This is a genomic window from Achromobacter sp. 2789STDY5608621 (assembly GCF_001299375.1).
GTDB lineage: Bacteria > Pseudomonadota > Gammaproteobacteria > Burkholderiales > Burkholderiaceae_B > Achromobacter > Achromobacter insuavis.
In genome coordinates this window covers 260,047-266,375 of sequence record NZ_CYTU01000003.1, presented here as the reverse complement: position 1 = coordinate 266,375, position 6,329 = coordinate 260,047, and the positions used below count along the sequence as shown (strand labels likewise).

The following is a 6,329-nucleotide window of genomic DNA, read 5'->3' as shown; positions in this document are numbered from 1 at the left end:
TGATGGTCGAACGGCCCGGGCAGGCGACGGAGACGATCCGCGTGTTCGGCCGCGTCGACGAGGAGGCGTCCGTGCGACGTTTCACCGCACAGGCCGGCCGCGCCGCGTTCCGCGCGGCCAGCGGCGAGATGACCGAACTGCGCCGGGCCGACGCGCCGCCCGGCGCCGACGTGGCGCATGGCGTGATGGAGCGGCTGCACCTGGCAACCTATGGCGGCTGGCCCCTGCGCTGGATGTACTTCCTGTTCGGCCTGGCGGGCACGGTGATGATCGCCACCGGGGCGGTGTTGTATGCCGTGAAGCGGCGCGCCCGGCACGATGGCGCGTTCGGCGCGGCCACGCCGGTCTTCCAGCGCGTGGTCGAGTCGCTCAATGTCGCGGCCATCGCGGGCGGCGCGGTGGCCTGTATCGCCTATTTCCACGGCAACCGCCTGATCCCGGCGGATTGGCCCGCGCGCGGGCAGTGGGAGATCCGGGTGTTCTTCCTGGCCTGGCTGGCGACCTTGCTGCACGCGTTGCTCCGGCCGCCGTCGCGCGCGTGGCGCGAGCAGTTCGGCATGGCGGCGCTGTTGTGCCTGTCGCTGCCGCTCGTCAATGGCTTGACCACCGGGCAGTCGATTCATACCTATGTCAGGGCGGGCGACGTGATCGCCGCCTCGGTGGAGGGCGTCGTGCTGCTCGCCGGCTTGCTGTTCCTGTGGCTGGCCGGCAAGGCGGGGCGAGCACGCTGGTCGCCGCCGCTGGCGGGCCGCACGCCACCCGCGCCGCCCGGTTATCGCTGGCGCGTCCTGGCGCGTGTCGCGGTGGCCGTGGTGGGCGGCTATGCGCTGGCCACCCTGGCCGCGACCGCCATGGCGCAATGGCTGTCATCGGCGGGTGGGGTCGGCCGGCCGGTGGCCGTCGTGGCGGGCACCTTGTGCGCCTTCCTGTTCTATGGGGTGGCGGTGATGTGGGTGTTCGCCGTGCGGCGGGCGTGGCTGTATCTGCTGGGGACGGTGGGGGTGCTGGCGGCGTTGGTGTGGGCGGGAGGGGGATGACATTACTGGGATGGAATGCGGCCGCCGTCGATTCTGTCATCATGTCGAACACTCAAAAAAAGCGGAGACACGCATGACCGAATTGCGCCGAGCCCGAATGGTTCCGGAGTTGTTGGTGGCTGACCTGTCGCGAAGCCTGGCTTTCTGGATGGACCTGTGCGGTTTCCAGATTGCCTATCGACGCGAGGCGGAGGGCTTTGCATACCTGGACCTGGACGGCGCCCAGTTCATGCTGGAGGAAGTGCGTGGCGATGACAACTGGATCACGGGCGCGCTGGAGGCGCCGCGAGGACGCGGCATCAATTTCGAGATCAAGGTGGCTTGCATCGATCCTTTGCTGGAGCGGTTGGCGGCCGCCCGCTGGCCGTTGTACCGCGAACCCGAAGCGCGCTGGTATCGCAGCGATGCCATCGAAGTGGGGGTACGCCAGTTCCTGGTGCAGGACCCCGATGGCTATCTGCTGCGCTTTTCGGCCTGGGTCGGCGACCGACCGGCAGGAAATTGACGATGCGCGCCGTGTTCCTGGCGCTGGCCGTATTGTTTGCGACGACGGTCCATGCGGCGAACTACCCCTGTTCCGGCAAGAAAGGCGGCGTGGAACGTTGCGTCGGGGAGCGGTTTCTCTGCCGTGATGGTTCGATCAGCGCATCGAAACGTGTCTGCACGGCGCCGGACGGCGGCGCCCAATCCCTGGTGTCGCCGCCACCCGCGACCGGTTCGGCCGGTACGTGCCACTGCCGCGACGGCCAATACTGCACGGGGCCGCGAGGCGGCACCTTCTGCTATACCGATAGCGGAAAAAAGTCATATCCGAGGAAGTGACGGCCCGCCGTCACGCGGCTTATCGCTTCAGATGCTTCCAGACCTTCGCCAGGATGCCCTGCAAGGCCGTCCGGTCCGCTTCATCCAGGCAATCCACCAGCGACGCGCACATCGTCCAGAACGCCGGTAGCGCGCGGGCCAGCAGGTCGCGGCCGGCGTCGGTCAGGGTCAGCGAGATGCTGCGCCGGTCGTCGTGGTTGAGCGCCCGCGTCAGCAGCTCGCGTTTCTCCAGCCAGTCCAACAGGCCCGTGACCGTCGAACGCGTGACGCCGAAGTAGTCGGCGATGTATGACGGCGTCACCGCGCGGCCGTCGATCAGGCCGCGCTCGGCCAGGCCGAAGATCATCAGCACGTCCAGCTTGCTTTCCGATACGCCGAACGGCGCCAGCGCTGCGTTGGCGCGGTGCTCCACGTCGTCGGCCAGCCACAGCATCAACAGGCCCAGGCCGGCGGCGCCGGTGTCGGTGCCACGCGCGGCGGTCTGCGCCATCAAGGCCAGGTGGGGGCGGGCGGCGGCGGCCGCGCCGTCGCGCATGGCCTGGGCCTGGCGTGTCGTCGCGCTGTCGGGCGCGGCCTGCGGAGGGGGCGGGACGCCAGCCTTGGCCGAGGCGCGGGGCGCGGCGCCGGCGGGTTTTCGGGCGGGTTGGGGCTTGGCGGTCGGGGCGGCGGGCTTGCGGGCGGGCATGGGCAATCGGCGGGCGGTCGTGTTCGAGGGCGGCGTGGATGGCATGGATTATACGTTTCTCAAATAATACGATTTGCATATAGTACGTCTAACGTACTATATTCGCCGCATCGGCGTTCACGCCATTTCCGCGACCCCGGGGCCTTGCCCGGCAGGCCGCGTTGATCTTCAAGAGGAGACTGCCATGCCCGTCAAAGTGCTCGAACTTCACCACGTCGGATTCGGCGTGAATCATGCCCAGGCCGACGCCATGCTCGATTTCTATCGCGATGTCCTGAGCCTGCCGCAGGATCCGGCGCGCTGGAAGATCCCCGGCATCTACGGGTCGTGGATCAACCTGCCCAACGGCACGCAATTGCACATCCTCGGCAGTGAAGGTCCGTCGCGCTACGCCAAGGGGCCGGGCCAGGACCCGGTGTCGAACCACATCGCGCTGGCGGTCGAAGATGTACTGGCCGCCGAACAGGAACTGATCGCCCGCGGCATTGCCTACTTCACGCTCGACAACGTCGCCTCGCCCAGCCTCAAGCAACTGTTCCTGCACGATCCGGCCGGCAATCTGGTCGAGCTGCACCAGTCCAATGCCCGCCGGGCCGGCATCGACAAGCCGGAGCAGGATCCGGCGCGCGCGGGCAACGAATAAACCTTCTGGATCCGCCTACCCATGTACTTCGACATGCAAGCGCTCAGCGGCGAGCAGCGCAGCAAACTCATGCATTCCACCGTGCTGCCCCGGCCCATCGCCTGGGTCAGTTCGCGCGATGCGCGCGGCGCGCTCAATGTCGCGCCGTTTTCCTTTTTCAATGTGATGTCCGGCGATCCGCCGATCCTGTGCTTCTGCGTCGGCTCGCGCGACGGCCGCCTCAAGGACACCGCGCGCAATATCGCCGCGCGCGGCGAATTCGTGGTCAACCTGGTGTCGGCGGCGCAGGCGCGGCGCATGAACGTGACCGCCATCGACTTCGATGCCAGCATCGACGAGGCGATGGAGGCCGGGCTGCTGCTGGCGCCCGGCCGCAACGTGGAAGTGCCTCGGATCCAGGACAGTCCCGCCTCGATGGAGTGCCGCGTACGCCAGCTGGTCGACATCGATGCGCGCCGCACGCTGGTCATCGGCGACATTGTCGGCATGCACCTGATCGATGCGGCGGTGACCGATGCCGAGCGCATGTTCATCGACCCCTTGCCGATGCAGCTGATCGGCCGGCTGCACAATCCGGGCTGGTATTGCGAGGTGAGCCGCGCGTTCCAGATGGCCACGCCGTCGGTGGCGCAGTGGCGCCAGATGCAGCAGGAGGGCGTGGCGCAGCAGTACCTGGAGGAACCGCCGCCGCCGGTCGACGCGCGTTGACCAGGGTCCTGGCCGCGCCCGGCGTTCCTGCGTACACTGGCGCCATGCTACGCATCGACCATCTCACCAAACGCTACGGCGACCACTCCGTCTTCGAGGGCCTGACGCACACGTTCGCGCCCGGCTGCGTGGCGCTGTGCGAAGAGGAAAGCACCGGCAAATCCAGCCTGCTCGGCATCATCGCGGGCGTGCTCGCGCCGGATGGCGGCGAGGTCTGGATCGACGGCCATTCGCTGGCCCGGTCGCCGCAGCAGGCCAAGGGCCGGCTGGCCTATGTGCCCGACAACTGCCTGGCGCTGCCGGAGCAGACCGGGCGCGGGCTGCTCGAGCAGGTCGCGGCGGAAAAGCGGGTGGTGGTCGACGACGCGATCCTCGACCTGGCCGCCCGGTTGGGGCTGGAGCCGCACCTGGACAAGCGCTTCGAGCAGATGTCCACCGGCACGCGCCGCAAGGTCTACCTGACCGCGGCGGCCCTGGGCGACCCGGCGGTGGTCATCGCCGACGGTCCCAGCAATGGGCTCGACACGCCGGCGCGGCGTGCGTTGGCCGAGTTGTTCAAGGCCTGGGGCAGGGACCGGGTGGTGCTGTTCGCCAGCCACGATCCCGAGCTGGTGCAGGCCTGCGGGGCGGCGGTGGTGGACGTCGCCGCGTTGCGCTAGCGTCCCGCCCGCCGCGCGGGATCCCCGCCAGCGACCTACTTGCCGCCGGTGACGTCGACGAACGTCCCGGTGACGTACGAGGCCTCGGCGCCCGCCAGCCACAGGATGGCGCGCGCCACTTCCTCGGGCTGGCCGCCGCGGCCCATGGGCACGGTGTCCTTGATGCGGTCCACCCGTCCCGGTTCGCCGCCGCTGGCGTGCATCTCGGTGTAGATGTGGCCCGGGCGCACGCCGTTCACGCGGATGCCCTCGCGCGCCACTTCCTTGGAAAAGCCGATCGTGAAGCTCTCCAGCGCGCCCTTGGAGGCGGCGTAGTCCACGTATTCATTGGGACTGCCGAGCCGCGCCGCGCCCGATGACACGCTGATGATGGCGCCGCCCCGGCCGTTGTGGAGTCGGGACATGCGCCGGGCCGCCTGCTGGGCGCAGAGCATGGGGCCGATGGCGTTGACCGCGAAGATCCGCTGCATGCGCTCGAACGTCAGGTCCTCCACGCGCGATTGCCGCGCAATGATCGCGGCGTTGTTGACCAGCACGTCGAGGCGGCCGAATTCGCCGTCGATGGCAGCGAACAGCCGGACCACCTGGTTGGGATCCGCGCTGTCGGCGCATACGGCCAGGGCGCGGCGCCCCTGGGCCCGCACATCGGCCGCCACGGCCTGGGCCGCCGCCTCGTTCGAGACGTAGCTGATCGCCACGTCATAGCCCTGTGCCGCCGCCAGCCGCGCGGTCGCGGCGCCGACGCCGCGGCTGCCGCCGGTGATCAGGATGACGGGGGCCTGGGATTCGGTGGACATGGGGGGGCTCCTGCTGCGAAGTTCGTGATCGGGGAAGTCGGGCGCGCCTGCGCCGCGTGGCTCACTATACTGCGCGTGGGGCCGCTGCCACGCCGGCCGGCGCCGGAATTCCCGGACGCGCTGGCGGGTCAAGGCGACGCGGCGCTTGCGATGCCGATACACTGCCAACGCCTCTGCATGGCGCGTTATCGGCGGCGGTCGCGCGCGACGCGCGCCGCCCGCGCCCGGTCTTCTAGGAGTGGATTCATGGCACGCATCTTCATTACCGGTTCAGTCGACGGCCTGGGCCTGGCGGCCGCGCGCGCACTGTTGGCCGACGGCCACATGGTGGTCGTGCATGGCCGCAATCGCGAGCGCCTGGGCGCCGCGCGGGAATTGCTGTCGCAAGGGGCGTTGGCGGTGGTGGGCGATCTGGCCGACCTGGCGCAGACGCGGGACCTGGCGGACCAGCTCAACGCCCTGGGCCGGATGGACGCGGTCATCCACAATGCCGGGGTCTTCACCGGCCCCGCCATCCTGCCGGTCAATGTCATCGCGCCGTATGTGCTGACCGCGTTGATGCAGCGCCCGCGGCGCCTGGTCTACCTGAGCAGCGAAATGCATGACGACGGCCGGCCCGACCTGACGGGCATGGCGTGGGACGGCAGCCGCGAGAGCGGCTCGTATTCGGACAGCAAGCTGTTCGTGACGGCGCTGGCGGCGGCGGTGGCGCGGTTGTGGCCGGACGTGGCCAGCCACGCGGTGGACCCCGGCTGGGTGCCCACCAAGATGGGCGGGCCGGATGCGCCGGGCGATCTCAGCCTGGGACACGTCACGCAGGCCTGGCTGGCGACGGGCGACGATTCCGCCATCGGCCAGAGCGGCGGATACTGGCATCACCAGGCGCGCCTCGACCCCCATCCGGCGGTGCGCGATGAGGCCTTCCAGGCGCGGTTGCTCGCCGCATTGCGCCAGGCGACGGGGATTGCGCTGGCATAG

Annotated in this window: 9 protein-coding genes; 7 read left to right on the top strand and 2 right to left on the bottom strand. The window is 69.4% G+C overall.

Annotated elements, in window-relative coordinates:
- From AOZ53_RS05305 to AOZ53_RS33270, 3 genes are all read left to right on the top strand, one after another.
- Positions 1-1,037: PepSY-associated TM helix domain-containing protein (locus tag AOZ53_RS05305; RefSeq protein WP_197286446.1), on the top strand; the 1,037-nt coding region annotated here is incomplete at its 5' end.
- Positions 1,038-1,110: 73 nt separating this feature from the next.
- Positions 1,111-1,542 carry a bleomycin resistance protein gene (locus AOZ53_RS05300; RefSeq protein ID WP_054429883.1) on the top strand — a complete coding sequence of 144 codons (432 nt, stop codon included), beginning with the start codon at positions 1,111-1,113 and terminating at the stop codon, positions 1,540-1,542.
- A 2-nt stretch (positions 1,543-1,544) separates the two neighbouring features.
- Positions 1,545-1,859 carry a YdcA family protein gene (locus tag AOZ53_RS33270; protein WP_082380592.1) on the top strand — a complete coding sequence of 105 codons (315 nt, stop codon included), beginning with the start codon at positions 1,545-1,547 and terminating at the stop codon, positions 1,857-1,859.
- A 19-nt stretch (positions 1,860-1,878) separates the two neighbouring features.
- On the opposite strand, the gene AOZ53_RS05295 is transcribed toward AOZ53_RS33270, so the two are convergent.
- The gene (locus AOZ53_RS05295) at positions 1,879-2,394 is read right to left on the bottom strand and encodes a MarR family winged helix-turn-helix transcriptional regulator (protein ID WP_054429881.1); all 516 of its coding nucleotides are present in this window, start codon (positions 2,392-2,394) and stop codon (positions 1,879-1,881) included.
- Between the two features lie 334 nt (positions 2,395-2,728).
- On the opposite strand from AOZ53_RS05295, the gene AOZ53_RS05290 reads away from it, so the two are divergent.
- The 3 genes from AOZ53_RS05290 to AOZ53_RS05280 are packed head-to-tail and all read left to right on the top strand — an operon-like array spanning position 2,729 to position 4,554.
- Positions 2,729-3,187, top strand: coding sequence for a VOC family protein (locus AOZ53_RS05290; RefSeq protein ID WP_054429877.1), 459 nt, complete (start codon positions 2,729-2,731; stop codon positions 3,185-3,187).
- 21 nt (positions 3,188-3,208) lie between these two features.
- Positions 3,209-3,895, top strand: a complete 687-nt coding sequence (locus AOZ53_RS05285) for a flavin reductase family protein (RefSeq protein ID WP_054487129.1) — start codon at positions 3,209-3,211, stop codon at positions 3,893-3,895.
- A gap of 44 nt (positions 3,896-3,939) precedes the next feature.
- On the top strand, positions 3,940-4,554 hold the full coding sequence (locus AOZ53_RS05280; RefSeq protein WP_054430327.1) for an ABC transporter ATP-binding protein: 615 nt from the start codon (positions 3,940-3,942) through the stop codon (positions 4,552-4,554).
- Positions 4,555-4,589: 35 nt separating this feature from the next.
- Here the strand turns inward: AOZ53_RS05280 and AOZ53_RS05275 are convergent, their stop codons facing one another.
- On the bottom strand, positions 4,590-5,351 hold the full coding sequence (locus tag AOZ53_RS05275; RefSeq protein WP_054487128.1) for an SDR family oxidoreductase: 762 nt from the start codon (positions 5,349-5,351) through the stop codon (positions 4,590-4,592).
- Positions 5,352-5,597: 246 nt separating this feature from the next.
- Between AOZ53_RS05275 and AOZ53_RS05270 the strand changes: the two genes are divergently transcribed.
- Complete coding sequence (locus tag AOZ53_RS05270) at positions 5,598-6,329, top strand: SDR family NAD(P)-dependent oxidoreductase (protein WP_054487126.1); 732 nt, start codon at positions 5,598-5,600, stop codon at positions 6,327-6,329.

Bases quoted from the DNA above. Each gene is read 5' to 3' on its own strand.
- AOZ53_RS05300 (WP_054429883.1), top strand. From the start codon at position 1,111: ATGACCGAATTGCGCCGAGCCCGAATGGTTCCGGAGTTGTTGGTGGCT.
- AOZ53_RS33270 (WP_082380592.1), top strand. From the start codon at position 1,545: ATGCGCGCCGTGTTCCTGGCGCTGGCCGTATTGTTTGCGACGACGGTC.
- AOZ53_RS05295 (WP_054429881.1), bottom strand. From the start codon at position 2,394: ATGCGCGACGGCGCGGCCGCCGCCGCCCGCCCCCACCTGGCCTTGATG.
- AOZ53_RS05290 (WP_054429877.1), top strand. From the start codon at position 2,729: ATGCCCGTCAAAGTGCTCGAACTTCACCACGTCGGATTCGGCGTGAAT.
- AOZ53_RS05285 (WP_054487129.1), top strand. From the start codon at position 3,209: ATGTACTTCGACATGCAAGCGCTCAGCGGCGAGCAGCGCAGCAAACTC.
- AOZ53_RS05280 (WP_054430327.1), top strand. From the start codon at position 3,940: ATGCTACGCATCGACCATCTCACCAAACGCTACGGCGACCACTCCGTC.
- AOZ53_RS05275 (WP_054487128.1), bottom strand. From the start codon at position 5,351: ATGTCCACCGAATCCCAGGCCCCCGTCATCCTGATCACCGGCGGCAGC.
- AOZ53_RS05270 (WP_054487126.1), top strand. From the start codon at position 5,598: ATGGCACGCATCTTCATTACCGGTTCAGTCGACGGCCTGGGCCTGGCG.